Here is a 15,988-nt window from a genome sequence, read left to right as displayed (position 1 = left end):
TATTTGACGCTCAGGGCTTGTCGCGAAATTATCGCTCCAAACCCTAAGATTCCATATGACGCCTACGCTCCGCTACGGCGGGCAAGAAGCGCCGCTCGGGCTTAAGGGCCCGTTGATTCGATAATTTATCAACGGGCCCTCAATGTGCCTCGGCCCAACTGGCGGCGACGCCGACCTCGACCAGAAGCGGCACGTCGAGGGAAGCGGCGGCCTCCATGACCCGCTTGACGACGGCCCTGGTTGCCTCGATCTCGGCCTCCGGGACCTCGAACACCAGTTCGTCATGCACCTGCAGCAGCATGCGAGCCGTCAACCCTTCGGCCGCCAGGGCATCCGGCAGGCGGATCATCGCCCGCTTGATGATATCGGCGGCCCCCCCCTGGATCGGCGCGTTGATGGCGGCGCGCTCGGCGAAGGCCCGCATCGCCGGATTGCGGTCGTTGATCCCCGGAACGAAGCATTTGCGGCCGAACAGCGTTTCGACCCATCCCTGCTTTTTGACCTGTTCCTTGGTGCGGTCCATATAGTGCCGGATTTCCGGATAGCGGGCGAAATAGGCATCGATATATTGCTTGGCCTCGCCGTTCGAAATTCCCAACTGCTGGGCCAGACCGAAGGCGCTGATGCCGTAGATGATGCCGAAATTGATCGCCTTGGCCTTGCGTCGGATGGACTGATCCATTCCTTCCACCGGCACGCCGAAAACCTGACTGGCGGTGATGGCGTGAATATCGGCGCCGTTTTTGAAAGCCTCGATCAGGCCCTGAATGCCGGCGACATGGGCGACCAGGCGCAGTTCGATCTGCGAATAGTCGGCCGAGAGCAGCTTGAAGCCCGGTTCGGCGATGAAGGCCCGGCGGATGCGACGCCCCTCCTCGGTCCGGATCGGAATATTCTGCAAATTGGGATCCGAGGACGACAGCCGCCCCGTGCTGGTGATCGCCATGGCATAGCTGGTATGGACGCGGCCCGTCGCCGGATTGATCTGATCGACCAGGGCGTCGGCATAGGTGCTCTTCAATTTGGCCAGTTGCCGCCAATCGAGAACCTTCCGCGGCAGCGGATGCAGCGGCGCCAATTGTTCCAGCACGTCGGCGCCGGTTCCCCAGGCACCGGTCTTGGCGCTTTTCTTGCCGCCCGGCAGGTTCAGCTTCTCGAACAGGATTTCGCCCAACTGCTTGGGCGAGCCGATATTGAACTCCACCCCGGCCAGAAGGCAGATATCGCGCTCGAAATCGCTCATCCGTCTGCCGAATTCCACGGACATGCTTTGCAGTTCGGCCTTGTCGACCTTGATCCCGGCGCGTTCCATGGCGGCCAGCACCGGAACCAGGGGACGTTCCAGCGTCTCGTAGACCGTCACCAGATGCTCGGCGACCAGCCGGGGCTTCAGCACGCCGTGCAGACGCAAGGTGATGTCCGCATCCTCGGCCGCGTAGGCCAAGGCCTTGTCCAGCGGGACCCGGTCGAAGGTGATCTGGGCCTTCCCGGTTCCGCAGACCTCGCCATAGGTGATGGTCTTATGGCCCAGATAAAGGGCCGACAGCTCGTCCATGCCATGGCCGTGGGCACCGCTTTCCAGCACATAGGACAACAGCATGGTGTCGTCGATCGGTGCCACCGCGAGCCCGCAGGAGCCCAGCACCTGCAGATCGAATTTGATGTTGTGGCCGACCTTGAGGACCGCCGGGTCCTCGAGCAACAGCTTGAGCCGCTTGACGATGTCGGCCTTGGGCAGCGGCTTCGGCCCATCGGCGCCGGGCTCCGGCCCGCCCAGATCGAGCGACCCTTGCGCGGCGCCGCCATTGTGCAGAACCGGAATATAGCAGGCCCGTCCCGGCGCGAGGGCCAGGGAAACCCCGACCAGATCACAGCGCAGCGGATCCAGGGAATTGGTCTCGGTGTCGACGGCGACGATACCGGCCTTGCGGCCGGCGGCAATCCACCGGTCGAGCGCGGCGATCTCGACCACCAGTTCATAGTCGGTCGCCACGGGGGCGGGTACCGGGCCGGGGGTCGCTTCCGGCATGACCACCGCCCCGGAAATCCGGGAATCGGGGGCACTCAGGGGTTTGCCCGCCGCCGGCGCCGGCTGTCCGTTGGTCAGGCGCGCGCGGATGCTGCGGAATCCCTGCTGATCGATGAACCCCAGCAGGACGTCCCGGTCGGGCTCCCTGACGGTGAAATTCTCCAGGGGTTCGGGAACCGGCACGTCATTTCTCAGACGGACCAGCTGCCTGGAGATCCTTGCCGCCTCGGCGTTGGATTGCAGGGTTTCACGGCGTTTCGGCTGTTTGATCTCGCCGGCGCGGGCCAGGAGGGTGTCCAGATCGCCATATTCGTTGATCAGCTGCGCGGCGGTCTTGACGCCGATTCCCGGTACGCCCGGCACATTGTCGGTGGGATCGCCGGCCAGGGCCTGGACGTCGACCACCTTGTCGGGTGAAACGGAGAATTTCTCGAAGACCTCGGCCGGCCCGATCTGCCGGTTCTTCATGGGATCGAACATGCCGACCCGGCCACCGACCAGTTGCATCAGATCCTTGTCCGAAGAGACGATGGTCACCTTGGCGCCCATCTCCGCCGCTTGCCGGGCATAGGTGGCGATCAGGTCGTCGGCTTCGAAACCCGGCATTTCGACGCAGGAGACGTTGAAGGCGCGCACCGCGTCGCGGATCAGGGAGAACTGGGGAATCAGCTCTTCCGGCGGATCGGGACGATGGGCCTTGTAGTCGGGGTAGATCTCGTTTCGGAAAGTGGCGCGCCCGGCGTCGAAGATCACCGCCAGACGATCGGCGTCCGATTCCGTCAGAAGCTTCATCAGCATGGTGATGAAGCCGAACACCGCATTGACCGGCACCCCGTCCGGATTGCTCATCGGCGGCAGGGCGTGGAACGCGCGGAAAATAAATCCGGAGCCGTCGACCAGATAGACGTGTTTGAACGGGGCTTCGCTCATCTCAATGACCGTGAGCGATCTTCGCCCCTTCCGCCAGGACGAATGTCCGGCTGCAATAGGGACAGACGACTTCGGAACCGCCGGCCTTGAACGTCAGATAGATCTTCGGATGGCCGGAGTCCGGGCCGCTGCCCTCGCAGGCGACGGTCGCGCTGTTCACCGTGATGACGTCCTTGGCCATGTCGATCATCCTTCGCTTTCAAAAGGGGAGTATCACCGCAAAACATTGCCCTGCGGTCCGCCGGATGATACCCATTGCGGCTGGCCAATCAATTCCCTTCTCGCTGGATCATGTCCGCAGCAACTCAACGGTCCTCCGTCAGCTCCCTGCCCGATTACGCCGTGGAAACCCGTCTGCTTTCCAAGACCTACGGCGCCCGGGGCCGCCAACCGGCCAAACTTGCCCTCGATTCGGTGAGTCTCGCCGTTCCGCGCGGCTCCTTCTTCGGGCTTCTGGGGCCGAACGGGGCCGGAAAATCGACCCTGATCAATATCCTGGCGGGATTGGTCGTCAAGTCCTCGGGCAGCGCCCGCATCTGGGGCTATGACACCGTCACCGACGAACGCTGGGCCAGGGCGGCCATCGGCGTGGTACCGCAGGAACTGAATCTCGACCCCTTTTTCACGCCCCGCGAAATGCTGGAAGTGCAGGCCGGACTCTACGGCGTTCCCGCCCATGAACGGCGCACCGACGAAATCCTCGAGGCCGTGGGCCTCGCCGACAAGGCGCACGCCTATGCGCGAACCCTGTCGGGCGGCATGCGCCGCCGGCTGCTGGTGGCCAAGGCGATGGTCCATACGCCGCCGGTACTGGTCCTCGACGAACCGACGGCCGGCGTCGACATCGAATTGCGCCAGCAGCTCTGGACCTATGTCAAGAGCCTGAACGCCGCCGGCACGACCATCCTCCTGACCACCCATTACCTGGAGGAGGCCGAGGAATTATGCGACCGCATCGCCATCATCGACCGGGGCCGGGTGGTCGCCAACGAGGAAAAGAAAACGTTGCTGCGCCGGCTGGACAGCAAGACGCTGACCGTCCTCGTCGACCACGACCTCACCGCCGTCCCCGCGGAATTGGCCCCCTTCGGACCGGAACTCAGGGACCGCCGCCGGCTGACCTTCCGCTATAAGCCCAGCCGCGTGCAGGTCGGCGCCATCCTCGCCGCTCTCGAGGCCGCCCGGCTTTCAGTGGTCGACCTTTCGACCGAGGAGACCGACCTGGAGGATATCTTCCTGCAATTGACCCGGCATACGCCGGATGACGCAGCCGGCCGATGACCATCCGGCGCGCCGCGGTCCTCATGATCGGTCTGTCCCTCGCCGCCTGCACGCCCACCGTCAAACTGGCCGGACCACCGGTCACGTCTCCGGCCCTGGCCGACGACGCCATCGTCACCGCCGACGAAATGCGTCTGCCGCTGCGGGCCTGGACACCGTCCTCCGAGCCATGGGCGGTGGTGATCGCACTGCATGGCTTCAACGACTACGGCTTCGCCTTCGACGAACCCGGCAAGGCCCTCGCCGAACACGGCATCGCCGTCTACGCCTATGACCAGCGCGGCTTCGGCGCCGCCCCGAATCGCGGATATTGGGCGGGCGAGACGACGATGAGCGCCGACCTGAGCGCCGCCGTCCGGCTGATCGGCGCGCGCCATCCGGGCAAACCTCTCTATTTGCTGGGCGAAAGCATGGGCGGCGCGGTGGTCATGGTCACCATGGCCCGCCCCGATGCCCCCCCGGTGGCCGGCATCATCCTGTCGGCGCCAGCCGTCTGGGGCCGCGACAGCATGGGTTTCCTCCAGCGCGGCGCCTTGTGGTTCACCTCTCACGCCATGCCCTGGCTGACCCTGACGGGACGCGGCCTCAACATCATGCCGTCGGACAATATCGAGATGCTCCGGCGTTTGAGCGCCGACCCCCTGATCATCAAGGAAACCCGCGTCGACGCCATCCACGGTTTGTGCGATCTGATGGATCACGCGGCGGAAGTCGGCCCCCTTCTGCATGTCCCGACGCTGGCGCTCTACGGCGACAAGGACGAGGTCGTGCCGGCCGAGCCGACCTTCCGGGTTTTCAAGGCCTTGCCGAAGGATCCCGTGCCGCCGGTCCGCGCCTTCTATCCGAACGGATACCATATGCTGCTGCGCGATCTGCAGGCCAAGGTCGTCCTGGACGACATCGCTTCCTGGATCCGCAATCGCCAGGCCCCCTTGCCCTCGGAAGCCGACCGCCACGCCCTCGACCGCTTGGCCGAGGCCGCAAAGGACTGACGCGGATTTAAGGCATAGCCCTGATATTAATAATAATATTATAACCGTCCATGTGACGTCGGTAATTTTAAAAAAGCACTGATAAATTAAGATGAACACCGATAAACACAGATAAGAAACATCATCTGTGTTTATCGGTGTTCATCTGTGTTCCATTATTATTTTATAATGTCGTCGCTCCCATATTGAACTTCAAAATGTTTTAAAGCGGCAGGACGACCAGCAGGGTGAAGGCGTCGATGGACAGCAGCGTGCCCAGGCCGCCCAGCGCGCCGGCCGCCTTGACCAGGAAGCGGGCTCCGGTGGTGACGCCGGCCGAGGCCAGAACGATGGCGATCTGCAGCAAGCCTTCGGCAAAGGCGAAATGCGCCTCCCGCACTTCGGCGGTCTCGCGTTCGTGCTCAAGCATCCGCGCCTTGGCCGCCAGTTCCTTGCGCCCGCTGCCGTCGCTCTCGGTATCGTAATGACGGACGGCCTCGCGGTAGCGGCTGAGCCTGGTCTCCAGCAGTTTGCGGACCTCGGGCGAGGTGACGGCGGGATCGGCCAGTTGCGTCTCCACTTCGTCGATGGCCAGATTGGTGGCGCTCTGCCGGATGCCCTTCGCCTGATAGTAGGCCCAGGTGTCGGAAGCCGAGATGGCGCTGCCGATCAGTTCCTTCGCCGTCTTGTTGGCCCCCAGCGCGGTAATCGCCAGAACCATCGCCAAGGCGGAAATCAACAGAGCGGTGCGGCGGCGAAATCCGTCCTCGCGTTCATCCTTCGCTTCCCGCTCGGCAATGGTTTCAGCGATTTCATTGATTTCCATGGTCTTTTTTATCTCCGTCTGTTTGACATGCATCATCGTCGCGACCGCCGGGGCGGCTCAAGCGTCTTTTTTGCGACAGACACCGGCAATCGGTTATAAGTGAGGGATGCCCTCCGACGCCCCTCCCGCCCCCGTTGCCGCCAGAGCGGCTCTCCGCTACCCCGATTTCCGCCGTTATCTGGCCGTCCGCTTTGCCGCCGGCGCCGGGCAGTTGATGCAGGGCGTCGCCGTCGGCTGGCAGGTCTATGCCCTCACCCATCGCCCGCTTTATCTCGGCCTGCTCGGGCTGGTGCTGTTCCTGCCGCAGATATTGCTGTCGCTGGTCGCCGGTCACGTCGCCGACCGCCTCGAACGGCGGAGCATCATGGCCGTCTGCCTGGCTGTCGAGGCGCTGTGCGCCGCGACGCTCTTCCTGGCGAGCCTGGATGGGCTCTCCGGCATTCTGCCGATTTTCCTGATCATGTCGGTTTTCGGCGTGGCGAGGGCTTTCCTCGGCCCGGCGATGGCGTCGCTGGTTCCCCTGCTGGTGCGGAAAGAACATTTTCCCAACGCCGTCGCCTGGAACGCCCAGGCCTTTCAGATAGCGGTGGTGTCCGGTCCGGCGTTGGGCGGCGTCCTTTACGGCTTCGGCGCCGAAACGGTTTACGGAGTGGTCACGGTTCTGCTGACGATCGCCCTGTTTTCGACGCTGCGCATAAAAAGTCGCCTGAAGCCGGCCGGCGAAGGCGGTGTGACATTGGACCGTCTGTTCGCCGGGGTGCGCTTCGTTCGCGACAATCCAATTTTGCTGGGCGCCATTTCGCTCGACCTGTTCGCCGTGCTGTTCGGCGGCGCCACCGCCCTGCTGCCGGTGTTCGCCAGCGATATCCTGGAGGTGGGCCCCTGGGGTCTCGGCCTGTTGCGCAGCGCGCCGGCCCTTGGCGCGGCGACCTGCGCCCTGTGGCTGGCCCATCACCCACCGAAGCGCCGCCTGGGACATCTGATGTTCGCCTGCGTCGGCGGCTTCGGGCTGGCCACCATCGTCTTCGGCCTGTCGTCCCATTTTCTGTTATCGCTGGCCGCCCTCATCTCCATCGGCGGCTGCGACATGGTCAGCGTCTATGTCCGCCAGTCGCTGATCCAGTTGGGGACGCCGGACGCCATGCGCGGGCGGGTGAGCGCCGTCAATCTGGTGTTCATCGGCGCGTCCAACGAATTGGGGGAATTCGAATCGGGCCTGACCGCAGCCTGGTTCGGCGCCGTCCCGGCCGTCGTTCTCGGTGGCCTGGGCACCCTGCTGGTGGTGGGAGTGTGGGCCTGGCGCTTCAAGGAACTGCGCCAGATCGATCGGCTGGAGGACATGGGGGGATAAACCCGACGCCGGTGCCGCCGCCTCTTTGACAGGTTTTTTAAGGCTCCGCCTGATCCATCATCCGCAAACGTTCCGGCAGGCGGGCAAGGATGGCTTCCTTTTCCTCATCGGAAGCCATCTTCCAGACCCTGATCTCCGCCACCGTCCGCCCGCACCCCCGGCAATGGCCGGTTCTCTGCACGATCTTGCAGATATCGACGCAGGGTGACGGGGCGGCCATGGGCAAGGGATCAGCTTTCCTTTTGGCGGCTGGCGCGCTTGCGTTCGTTGGGATCGAGCAGCCGCTTCCTCAGGCGGATGCTCTTCGGCGTCACTTCCACCAGTTCGTCATCGTCGATATAGGCGATGGCCTGTTCGAGGCTCATCCGGCGAGGTGGTGTCAGACGCACCGCCTCGTCCTTGCTGGTGGTGCGGATATTGGTGAGCTGCTTGGCCTTCAGGCAGTTGACCTCAAGGTCGTTGCCCCTGGAATGCTCGCCGATGATCATGCCTTCATAGACCTTGACCCCGGCGCCCAGGAACAGCGGACCGCGTTCCTCCAGATACCAGAGGCCATAGGCCACCGTCTCGCCCTGACCGTTGGAGATGAGGACGCCGTTGCGGCGGCCCTCGATCGGCCCCTTGTAGGGCACGTAGCCATGGAACATGCGGTTCATCAGGCCGGTGCCGCGGGTGTCGGTCAGGAATTCGCCGTGATAGCCGATCAGGCCGCGCGACGGCGCCAGGAAGGTCACGCGCAGCTTGCCGCCGCCCGACGGCTTCATTCCGGTCATCTCGGCTTTCCGCATGCTCATCTTTTCGACGACGACACCGGAATATTCCTCGTCGACGTCGATGAACACCTCTTCGACCGGCTCCAAACGTTCGCCCGTCGCCTCATCGATCTTGAACAGCACGCGGGGCCGGGAGATGGACAGTTCGAAGCCTTCGCGGCGCATCTGCTCGATCAGAACACCCAACTGCAGTTCGCCGCGGCCGGCAACCTCGAAGGCATCCTTGCTGTCGGTCTCCCGGATGTGGATGGCGACATTGCTTTCCGCCTCGCGCATCAGGCGGGTGCCGATGACGCGGCTGGTCACCTTGTCGCCTTCCTGGCCAGCCAGCGGGCTGTCGTTGACGGCGAAGGTCATGGCCAGCGTTGGCGGATCGATCGGCTGGGAATAGAGCGCTTCCGTCACTTCGGCCGCACAGATGGTATCGGCCACGGTGGTCTTGGTCATGCCCGAGACGGCAACGATGTCGCCGGCTTCGGCGACGTCGAGGGCCATCCGCTCGATACCGCGATAGGCCAGGATCTTGGCGATGCGGAACTGCTCGATCAGAACGCCGTCGCGCGACAGGGACTTGACCGACTGATTGAGCTTGACCGTACCGGAGTGGATGCGCCCCGTGAGCACGCGGCCCAGATAGGGATCGGCTTCCAGGGTCGTCGCCAGCATGCTGAAGGGCGCCGTGAGATCATGCTCGGGCTCCGGCACATGGCGGACGATGAGATCGAACAGTGTCGAAAGGTCCTTGCGCGGGCCTTCCAGACTGTCGTCGGCCCAACCGTCGCGACCGACGGCGAACAGGGTGGGAAAATCGAGCTGGTCGTCATCGGCATCCAAAGCCGCGAACAGATCGAACACCTCGTCATGCACCTGGTGCGGCCGGGCGTCGCCGCGGTCGACCTTGTTGATCACCACGATCGGCCGCAAGCCGAGCGCCAGGGCCTTGCCGGTGACGAATTTCGTCTGCGGCATCGGGCCTTCGGCGGCATCGACCAGAACAACCACGCCATCGACCATGGACAGGATGCGCTCCACCTCGCCGCCGAAATCGGCGTGGCCGGGGGTGTCGACGATATTGATGCGGGTATCCTTCCACTGCACCGAGGTGCATTTGGCCAGGATGGTGATCCCGCGCTCCTTTTCCAGATCGTTGGAATCCATCACCCGCTCGGCGACCTGCTGATTGGCGCGGAAGGTGCCGGACTGGCGGAGCATGGCATCGACCAGGGTGGTTTTACCGTGGTCGACGTGTGCGATGATGGCGATGTTGCGAAGATCCATGACTTAAACCGTATGCGAAAGCGTGTTGGCGACCAGTCGGGCGAGATCAACCGCCGGACGGGCGCCGATATGCCCGATGATCTCGGCGGCACAAATGCCGCCCAGGCGGGCGCATGTCCCCAGGTCACGGCCCTGGGTGAAGCCGTAGAGAAAGCCGGCGGCGTAAAGATCGCCGGCGCCCGTGGTGTCGACCACGGCCGAGACGGGCTCGGCCGAGCAACTCACCACGGTTTCCCCGTCTGTGACCACCGACCCCTGCGCTCCCCGGGTCAGGGCGGCCACGCCGACGTGATTTTTGAGCTGCCGGATGGCTCCGTCCAGATCAGTCCGGTAGAGCGCGGTGATCTCGGCCTCGTTGGCGAACAGAATGTCGATATGATCGGACATAAGTTCAAGGAACTCGGCACGGTGACGCTCGACACAAAACGGATCGGACAATGACAGGGCGACCTTCCGCCCGGCCGCGTGGGCCACGGTGGCAGCCTTGCGGAAGGCTTCCTTGGCCTGCGGCGGATCCCACAGATAACCTTCCAGATAGGTAACCTGCGCCCGGCCCAACAGCTCGGCGTCGATATCCTCAGGGCCCAATTCGATGCAGGCTCCCAGATAGGTCTGCATGGTGCGCTGGGCGTCCGGCGTGACCAGGATCATGCAGCGCGCGGTCGATGTCCCATCGGCGGCGGCCGGGGTATCGAAGACCACACCCTGAGTCCTGAGATCATGTCGGAACACGTTGCCGAGCTGGTCGTCCTTGACCTTGCCGATGAAGGCGGTCTTGCCACCCAGCGCGGCGATGCCGGCGATGGTATTGGCCGCGGAACCGCCCGAACATTCCACCGCCGGCGCCATGCCGGCATAGATGGAGTCCGCTCGATCCGCATCGATCAGCGTCATCACGCCCTTTTCCAGCCCCAGGGCTGTCAGAACTTTATCGTCGGCATGGGCGAGCACATCGACGATGGCGTTGCCGATACCGGCAACGTCAAACGAGCTCTCCGCCATGAATTCCTCCGGAAGGTTTGTCGCGGCGCAGTATAGCCAGGAAGGGGCGCAGAACAACAAAAAAGGGGTGAGGCCTCACGGGAAGGCCTCTCCCGCGTGGGCCGCTCAGCGAAGTTGAGCGCAGGCGTTGTCTCGCTGCGGGGTGCCGCGCTGGAACAAAACATAGCGGCGCAGGGCATAAACGGTGGCGAAACTGATGCCGACGGCCAGCACTTTGGCCACATGGATATTGTTCACGCCCATCCGCTCGCAGCCACTGACGACGCCGACGCTGACTGCCGTGCCGACGATGCCGGTAGCCGCATAGGCGGCGAATTCGCCCAGCCGGTTGTGACTAAGCAGACCAACGGTGAAGACATAGCGGGTCGCCAGGAGATAATTGACGACCAGACCGGTCAGATAGCCGGCGGCGGTGGCGAGAACGGGCGTGACGCCGAAAAGCCTGATCAGGACGACATAGAGCCCGTAGTCCACCCCCAGGCAGAGCGCGCTGACGACGATGTAACGCATGAACATGTCTTGAACAGTCTCCGGACTCGCGGATCGCCGTATCAGGCGCCCTTTATTTCCTCGTGATACTCGGCATCCTCGTTGACCAGCCAGACGTCATAGTCGTCATTGCCGTTGATGATGTTCTTGACGGTCAACATCGCCGTCATCATCGCATGATCCTGATTGTTGTATTTGTGCATGCCGTTCCGGCCGACGAAATGCAGGCCGGGATATTTGGCGACGAACTCGGTCTTGATGGACTCGACGATCTCCTTGTAGTCGGCGTCATAGACCGGATAGGCCTTTGGTTGACGCACCACCCTTCCGTCGATGACCTGATCCGGGGAGGCCAGGCCGAGGGCGCTCAGTTCCTTCACCGCCAGGGCGACCAGATCGGCATCGGCGGTCGTCCACAGCTCGTCGCCCTCGAAACAAAAATATTCGAGTCCCAGACAGCCGGATTGGCTGTCGGGCACCATTTCCGGCGACCAGGACGAGAAATTCTGCACCCGGCCCACCTTTACCGATGGGTCATGGATATAGATCCAGTTGTCATCGAACGCCGGGCGCCTGTTCAGCATGACGGCGACGGTGATGAAATCGCGGTAGCTCAGCTTGGCGGCGAGGCGCGCGCCGTCGGGCACCGGCTGGACGGCCTGGACCACATCTCGCAGCGGTGCCGAGGAGATGATCCGCCGGGTCCGATAGACACAGCGGCTGCCGTCGGCACGGACGGCACTCACGTCCCACAGATCCAATTCGGCCAGCCGGTGAAAACCGATGGCGGTCACGCCCATTTCGACCAGGCCGCCATTGGCCAGCACCTTTTGCCTCGCGGCCTCCCACATCATGCCGGGGCCCCGGCGTGGATAGCGGAAGCTTTCGATCAGCGTCTTGACCACGCATCCGCCCTTCCCGCAGGAAGCTCCCCGGCGGCCGATGGACTTGCCGATGGCCGACAAGATCGCCGTGGCCAGGTTCAGTCCCTTGATCCGTTGGGCCGCCCAGTCGGCCGACAGCGCGTCACAGGAAATTCCCCAGACTTTCTCGGTATAGGTCTTGAAGAAAATGCCGAACAGACGCTCGCCGAACTGGTTGGCCACCCACTGGTGGAAGCTGGTTGGATGCCGGTTGGGAAACGCCCTGGCCTTGGCGTAGGAACAGACGCAAAGGAAGCTTTGCAAAAGCCCGAGATTGGTCAATGCCTCGAAGGCACGCAGCGGATAGCTGTAGAATTTCCGTTTATAGAGGATACGCGACGAACGCGGCCGGTCGAGAAAGTCATCAGGCAGGATTTCCCGCCACAGCGCCTCGACCTCCTTCGATTTCGAGAAAAAGCGATGTCCGCCGATATCGAACAGATATCCCTTGTATTCCTCGGTCCGGCTGATGCCCCCGACATAAGTTGTATTGGATTCAATAACGGAAATGCTTAGGCCTTTTTGCTTGCTCAGCAGATAGGCCGCCGTCAGGCCGGCTGGACCGGCCCCGACCACCAGAACGTCGAGCACCCCCTCCATGGCCCGTCCCCCATTCACCTGGCTACACATGCGCTTTCTCTGAAAACTTACTCTGCTGGCCAAGCGACCGTTCCCACAAACGCCACCTTAGGCCAAGCCGCGCGCACCTGACCACAGAATGCCGCGGATGGCAATTTGAGACTTCATCCGGTCCAGAGATTTGGAGACGGATCCGCACTTCTGAGCGGGACAAGCCGTGGTTATCCGTGCTCCGTGCCCTTGGCAAATTTAAATACGGCGTGGCCAGGAGGACTGGATGACGAAATGATCGCCATCACGCCTCAGCAGATAGCTTGACCCGATCGCCAAATCCGTCCCCATGATAAGCGATGGTTCCGGTCCGCCGTCGGAAACCCAGGCGTAATCGACCTCCGGCGGAAAAGCCCGGAACTCCTTACTTTTGGGAGGAGATGCGGCGAGGGTAACCGATCGTGGCGGGGTGCCGGCCACCATATAGATCGAATCCGCCGGGGTTTCGGCCCGTAGCGCCAGATAGCGATAGTGCAGGGGAAAAATTTCCTGAATCGTCCCCGCGTCGGTATCCATCTCGACCATCGCGACATGGGCATGCGGAGGCAAACTGTTTGCCATCTCCTGCGCCATTTGCCGCAGGTCGACATAAACCGTGTGTTTGGGACGAGGGGCATCGACACGCAAAAACGGAAACGCCGCGCATTCGATCAGAATGACGGCCACCGGCAGATAGAGGGCGTAACGGTCTTTGAAAACCGATCGCAGCGGCAGCAAGGGCAAGGCGCAGAAAATCACCACGGGCGCGACATGTTGGGTGAAACGCCAGAATTCCGGCGCCACACGTGCCGCCTCGCCACCGGTATCGACGGCGAGATAGATGCCCACCATCGAAACAAGATGCCCCAGCCCCATCGCCGCGCCGAACAAAGCACTTTCACGCACAGCAGGAGCCAGTTTGCGATAAAAGAAGCCGCCGCCAACGATCGTGGCGGCCAGGGCCAGCGTATAGCCGCATTTATGGCCCAGCACCGCCAGAATCGAACCAAGAATTGCCGGCAGATCCCCCCAGTACCAGGCGGCCCAGGGCTGCACGCTGGCCACGCCCTCGGGAATTTGCTCGATTTGGTAATGCTGCCATAACCACCAGGTTATCAGCGGAAAGGGCAAGGACAGGAGCGGTCCCAGCAGGCTCGCGGGCGAAGGCCTGCCACGGGCACGCCAGAACAAAAGCAGAAGCCAGGCGATCAGCATGATGCCGAAGATGGAGAAGCTGTCTTGCCGGATGGACACCAATGAGGCCGCGGCCAAGCCAATCGCCAAACCATCGGACCTCCGCGCGAAGGCGATACCGCCAAGCAGGATCTCCCCGACCATGATCGCGGCCACCTGCCCGGTGATCGCGTCGCCATAGTTCGATAAATACATGGCAGGGACGAACGCCGGACTCAGAATTCCATTGGCGAGCAACCCGATGGCGGCCGAGCACCAGCGATTCGAGGTGACTGACCGGGCGAGAATCATTTCACTCGCCAGACCACCCACCGCGAGATTGAGCAGCGCGTTCCAATTGATCACCGCCGTTTCGGCCAGAATTCCGGTCAGACGCGATACCGCCAGTCCGACGAACGCCGAGGCGTGGGGATAGCCGGGATGAATCGAAATCGACGGATCGCCGCCCAGCGACGGGAAATGATCGTACCGCACCAAATAAAGAATATTAGGCAGCCATTGACTATATTCGTCATATCCCGCCGGTGTGATACTGGCGGCAATCGCCAAGTAAGGCAGCCCCAACACCAGGACCGGGAAGGCGGCGCGCCATTCGAGCCGACGCCAGCGGAACAACCCGCAGAGGCCCAGGACGGCGAGAGCGGCCAATACGGGGCTCAACGCCATTCCCCCCACCGTGCCGAGCAGGACCAATGTCAGCGTCGCAATGCCCCATCCGACGACCAACGCCATGGCTGGTCGGCGCACGCCGATGAGGGCCCCCAGCGACATCACGAGAATGGCGACAAGATAAGTCGCCGCGGCAACAATCAGGTGCTCGGACAAGTCTCGGTCTCTCCAGGAAAGCTATTCCGGAAATGATCATCGGGTCTGATGTCTTAACATTAATTTTATTATGGACTATTAACCGATTTTTTCCTCCCTGGATAGCCCATCCACCTCGGTATTCCGGGCAATCGGCCCCATTTATCTGGGATAAGATTTTCCTCTTATGCGGCATCTCAGTCACATATAGACCCGTTTTAGTTGTTCATTGTCCCTCAAGCGCCGGGCGGGCGCGGGCTCCGCCCGCTTGGCTTTATATATCGCCCTCAGGCGCCGGGCGCCGGCATCCGCCGGCTTGGCTCTCCTCGCTTCTGCCTCCGCTGGCGCTCCCGGCATAAGCTGCGGCGCGCTCAACGCGCTAGTCACCGGCTAAAGCCGGTTCCGGTCGGGTCACACAAAGGACGGGAGAGGAGAGGGACGGAGCGGGCTTGCCCGCGACTGGGCCATTGAGGCCCCGCGCCATCGTTGGCGCGTAAGCCAAGCCGGCGGATGCCGGCGCCCGGCGCTTGAGGGACAAAATATATAACCGGAGCGGGCATCGCCCGCGACTGGGCCGTTGAGGCCCCGCGCGAGCGTTCGCGCGTAAGCCAAGGGCGCGGATGCGCCCGCCCGGCGTTTGAGGGACAATGAACAACTCTTCCCTTTTGTTTGAGGGACACCCTCAAACAAAAGGGAGCGCCTTGCGGGCGCTCCCTCATTAACCAATCCCGGTGGGGATTGGTTAATGGATCACCTCGCCATGCAGGGTGATGTCGAGCCCCTCGGATTCCTCTTCCGGGGTGACCCGCAGGCCCATGACCAGGTCGATCACCTTGTAGAGGATGAAGGAAACCACGGCGCACCAGACGATGGTGAAGGCAACGCCTTCCGCCTGCAGAACCAGCTGGCCGGGATTGCCTTCCAGCAGACCCGAGGTGCCACCGATGTCCTTCACCGCGAACACGCCGGTCAGCAACGCTCCGGTGATCCCGCCCACGCCATGCACGCCAAAGGCGTCCAGGCTGTCGTCATAGCCCAGCATATGCTTCAGGCTCGTTGCCCCCCAGAAGCACACCACACCGGCAATCAGACCGATGAGAAGCCCGCCCGTCGGGCCGACGAAACCCGACGCCGGCGTGATCGCCACCAGACCCGCAACCGCGCCCGACGCGGCACCCAGGGCCGACGGCTTCTTGCGGACGATCCACTCGACGCCCATCCAGGTCAGCGTCGCCGCGCCCGTCGCCAGTTGCGTCACAACCATCGCCATGCCGGCCCGATGGTCCGAGGTCAAGGCCGAACCCGCATTGAAGCCGAACCAGCCAACCCACAGAAGCGACGCGCCGATCAGGGCATAGGCCAGGTTATGCGGGGAGAAGTTTTCCGTCCCGAAGCCCTTGCGCTTGCCGACGACCAGGGCCCCGACCAATCCGGCGACGCCCGCGTTGATATGCACCACCGTGCCGCCGGCAAAGTCCAGAACCCCCGCCTTTGCCAGAAAGCCCGAGCTCGCCCAAACCCAATGCGC

General features: G+C 62.9%; 13 protein-coding genes. 3 read left to right on the top strand and 10 right to left on the bottom strand.

Going from position 1 to position 15,988, the window contains the following annotated elements; translation table 11 throughout:
* Window positions 1–139: 139 nt before the first annotated feature.
* Window positions 140–2,959 (bottom strand): DNA polymerase I, encoded by a 2,820-nt coding sequence (gene polA / locus CWS72_RS06400; protein WP_101249759.1) that lies wholly within the window; start codon window positions 2,957–2,959, stop codon window positions 140–142.
* A gap of 1 nt (window position 2,960) precedes the next feature.
* Window positions 2,961–3,140 (bottom strand): zinc-finger domain-containing protein, encoded by a 180-nt coding sequence (locus tag CWS72_RS06395; RefSeq protein ID WP_101249938.1) that lies wholly within the window; start codon window positions 3,138–3,140, stop codon window positions 2,961–2,963.
* Window positions 3,141–3,250: 110 nt separating this feature from the next.
* Between CWS72_RS06395 and CWS72_RS06390 the strand changes: the two genes are divergently transcribed.
* Together CWS72_RS06390 and CWS72_RS06385 are read left to right on the top strand one after the other, a co-directional pair.
* A complete protein-coding gene (locus CWS72_RS06390; RefSeq protein ID WP_101249937.1) occupies window positions 3,251–4,240 on the top strand; it encodes an ABC transporter ATP-binding protein in 990 nt (329 codons plus the stop codon).
* On the top strand, window positions 4,237–5,232 hold the full coding sequence (locus CWS72_RS06385) for an alpha/beta hydrolase (protein WP_101249758.1): 996 nt from the start codon (window positions 4,237–4,239) through the stop codon (window positions 5,230–5,232). Before CWS72_RS06390 ends, CWS72_RS06385 begins: the two co-directional genes overlap by 4 nt.
* A 202-nt stretch (window positions 5,233–5,434) precedes the next feature.
* On the opposite strand, the gene CWS72_RS06380 is transcribed toward CWS72_RS06385, so the two are convergent.
* Window positions 5,435–6,037 (bottom strand): DUF4337 domain-containing protein, encoded by a 603-nt coding sequence (locus CWS72_RS06380; RefSeq protein WP_158240529.1) that lies wholly within the window; start codon window positions 6,035–6,037, stop codon window positions 5,435–5,437.
* 106 nt (window positions 6,038–6,143) lie between these two features.
* On the opposite strand from CWS72_RS06380, the gene CWS72_RS06375 reads away from it, so the two are divergent.
* The gene (locus CWS72_RS06375) at window positions 6,144–7,388 is read left to right on the top strand and encodes an MFS transporter (RefSeq protein ID WP_101249756.1); all 1,245 of its coding nucleotides are present in this window, start codon (window positions 6,144–6,146) and stop codon (window positions 7,386–7,388) included.
* Between the two features lie 37 nt (window positions 7,389–7,425).
* Here CWS72_RS06375 and CWS72_RS06370 read toward each other — a convergent pair whose 3' ends face one another.
* The 7 genes from CWS72_RS06370 to CWS72_RS06340 all read right to left on the bottom strand — a co-directional run.
* Window positions 7,426–7,608 carry a DUF1289 domain-containing protein gene (locus CWS72_RS06370; RefSeq protein ID WP_101249755.1) on the bottom strand — a complete coding sequence of 61 codons (183 nt, stop codon included), beginning with the start codon at window positions 7,606–7,608 and terminating at the stop codon, window positions 7,426–7,428.
* Between the two features lie 10 nt (window positions 7,609–7,618).
* Window positions 7,619–9,439, bottom strand: coding sequence for a translational GTPase TypA (gene typA, locus CWS72_RS06365; RefSeq protein WP_101249754.1), 1,821 nt, complete (start codon window positions 9,437–9,439; stop codon window positions 7,619–7,621).
* Window positions 9,440–9,442: 3 nt separating this feature from the next.
* Window positions 9,443–10,441: an adenosine kinase gene (locus CWS72_RS06360; protein ID WP_101249753.1), complete on the bottom strand. Its 999-nt coding sequence runs from the start codon at window positions 10,439–10,441 to the stop codon at window positions 9,443–9,445.
* Window positions 10,442–10,546: 105 nt separating this feature from the next.
* Window positions 10,547–10,957 (bottom strand): GtrA family protein, encoded by a 411-nt coding sequence (locus tag CWS72_RS06355; RefSeq protein WP_101249752.1) that lies wholly within the window; start codon window positions 10,955–10,957, stop codon window positions 10,547–10,549.
* A 35-nt stretch (window positions 10,958–10,992) separates the two neighbouring features.
* Window positions 10,993–12,483: an NAD(P)/FAD-dependent oxidoreductase gene (locus CWS72_RS06350; protein ID WP_199175565.1), complete on the bottom strand. Its 1,491-nt coding sequence runs from the start codon at window positions 12,481–12,483 to the stop codon at window positions 10,993–10,995.
* 198 nt (window positions 12,484–12,681) lie between these two features.
* Window positions 12,682–14,481: a hypothetical protein gene (locus CWS72_RS06345; protein WP_101249751.1), complete on the bottom strand. Its 1,800-nt coding sequence runs from the start codon at window positions 14,479–14,481 to the stop codon at window positions 12,682–12,684.
* 721 nt (window positions 14,482–15,202) lie between these two features.
* The coding region (locus tag CWS72_RS06340; RefSeq protein WP_146002649.1) for an ammonium transporter at window positions 15,203–15,988 on the bottom strand (786 nt) is incomplete at its 5' end.

Origin of the sequence: Telmatospirillum siberiense (assembly GCF_002845745.1) — a bacterium.
GTDB lineage: Bacteria > Pseudomonadota > Alphaproteobacteria > Rhodospirillales > Magnetospirillaceae > Telmatospirillum > Telmatospirillum siberiense.
This window is presented reverse-complemented; position numbering and strand designations above follow the sequence as displayed.